The organism is Spirillospora sp. NPDC049652 (assembly GCF_040675125.1).
Lineage (GTDB): Bacteria > Actinomycetota > Actinomycetes > Streptosporangiales > Streptosporangiaceae > Spirillospora.
In genome coordinates this window covers 1-1959 of the sequence record NZ_JBFAOF010001181.1, presented here as the reverse complement: position 1 = coordinate 1959, position 1959 = coordinate 1, and the positions used below count along the sequence as shown (strand labels likewise).

2 protein-coding genes are annotated in these 1959 nt (G+C 72.6%); both read left to right on the top strand.

Translation table 11 applies throughout. The features are described 5' to 3' along the window. Positions 1–229: 229 nt before the first annotated feature. Positions 230–661, top strand: a complete 432-nt coding sequence (gene mraZ / locus AB0J52_RS38330; protein ID WP_500187927.1) for a division/cell wall cluster transcriptional repressor MraZ — start codon at positions 230–232, stop codon at positions 659–661. 299 nt (positions 662–960) lie between these two features. Continuing rightward, a complete protein-coding gene (gene rsmH / locus AB0J52_RS38325) occupies positions 961–1947 on the top strand; it encodes a 16S rRNA (cytosine(1402)-N(4))-methyltransferase RsmH (protein WP_500187925.1) in 987 nt (328 codons plus the stop codon). Positions 1948–1959: the final 12 nt, after the last annotated feature.

The following is a 1959-nucleotide window of genomic DNA, read 5'->3' as shown; positions in this document are numbered from 1 at the left end:
CGGGACGCTCCGGGCTGCGTCAGGACGCGCTGTCAAGATCGCCCCGCCGGGTGGGGCGCCGGACCGCCCCACCCCCCGCCCCCTGCGAGCCCACCCCTTCTGACCTGCGGAATCGTTCGAGAAATCGATGCGCGACAGGTGTTTTCGTAGTTGACGGTGGGGAAGAGTGGAGTAGAGTGGGGCGCCGTGGGGAGCGGTAGCGCCTCATGCGGCGCGGGAGGTGGGGCCGGTGTTCCTCGGCACCCACACACCGCGTCTCGACGACAAGGGACGACTGTTCCTGCCGGCGAAGTACCGCGAGGAGCTGTCGGGGGGATTGGTGATCACGAAGGGCCAGGAACGCTGCCTGTACGTCTTCCCTGTGGCGGAGTTCCAGCGCATCACCGAGGCGCTTCGTGCCGCGCCGGTCACCGAGCGGGCCGTGCGGGCCTACAGCCGCGTCTTCTTCGCCAGCGCCTCCGACGAGGTGCCCGACAAGCAGGGCCGGATCACGATCCCGCCCCCGCTGCGCAAGTACGCCGGGCTGAGCCGGGAGTGCACCGTCATCGGCGCGAACACGCGCCTGGAGATCTGGGACAGCGGCGCCTGGGAGTCCTACCTCGAGCAGGAGGAGCAGGCGTTCGCCGACATCTCCGAGGAGGTGTTGCCCGGGATTCTCTGACGATCCGCTGAACGTCGGTCGCGCAGACCGGCACTGGCCCGCGTTCGGCCAGGTCTCCAGCCGCTCTCCAGGCCTTCTGGCGCAGCTTCCCCGGTGCCAGAAGGCGACCCCCCGCGGTGACGCGGTGATCTTCCTCAAGGGCAGCGGATGGGGACCTGGCCGGACGAGGCCGCCGGAGGGCGCCCGCCAGGGGGTTTCACAGGGCGCCGGCACCGACGACAGACGGCCGGACGGCACGCGCCGCCGGCCGCCGATGCCACGTATTCCGCGAGTGAGGTGGCACAACATGGGGGTGGAGCATGGACGTGGGCGACCACGCGGCGCGGGCCGGTCACATTCCGGTCCTGCTCGACCGCGTACTTGAGATCCTGGCGCCCGCCGTCCAGGCGGCGCGGGACGCCGGCCGGACGCCCGTCTACCTGGACGGGACGCTCGGCATGGGCGGCCACGCCGAGGCCATGCTCGCCGCCCACCCGACGCTCCGGCTGATCGGCCTCGACCGCGACACCTACGCGCTGGAGCGCTCCGCCGCGCGGCTGGAGCGCTTCGGCGACCGGGTCGCGCTCGAACACGCCGTGTACGACGAGATCCCCGACGTGCTCGACCGGCTGGACGTCCCGAAGGTCGACGCGTTCCTGTTCGACCTCGGCGTCTCCTCACCGCAGCTCGACGAGGCCGACCGCGGCTTCGCCTACTCCTACGACGCGCCCCTCGACATGCGGATGGACCGCACGCAGGCCCTCACCGCCGCCGAGATCGTCAACACCTACCCGCCCGCCGAGCTCGCCCGCATCCTGCGCGAGTACGGCGAGGAGCGGTTCGCCCAGCGCATCGCGGCGGCCATCGTCCGCGAGCGCGCCAAGGAGCCGCTCGACTCGACGGCGCGGCTCACCGACCTCGTCCGCACCGCGATCCCGGCCGCGACCCGCCGCACCGGCGGCAACCCGGCCAAGCGCACCTTCCAGGCGCTGCGGATCGAGGTCAACGGCGAGCTGGAGATCTGGCGGCGGGCCCTGCCCGCCGCGCTGGACGCCGTCCCGGTCGGGGGCCGGGTCGCGGTGCTCAGCTACCACTCCCTGGAGGACCGCATCACCAAGCAGGTCCTCGCCACGGCCACCGCCGACCACACCCCGCCGGACCTGCCCGTCCCGCTGCCCGAGCACCAGCCGCGCTTCCGGCTGCTGACGCGGGGGGCCGAGGTCGCGTCCGAGACCGAGACCGAGACCAACCCAAGGGCCGGATCGGTGCGGCTGCGCGCCGCCGAGCGGGTCCGGGAGGCCAGATGAGCACACGGACAC

Excerpts from the sequence above, each read along its gene's own strand:
- rsmH (WP_500187925.1), top strand. The coding sequence starts at position 961 with ATGGACGTGGGCGACCACGCGGCGCGGGCCGGTCACATTCCGGTCCTG.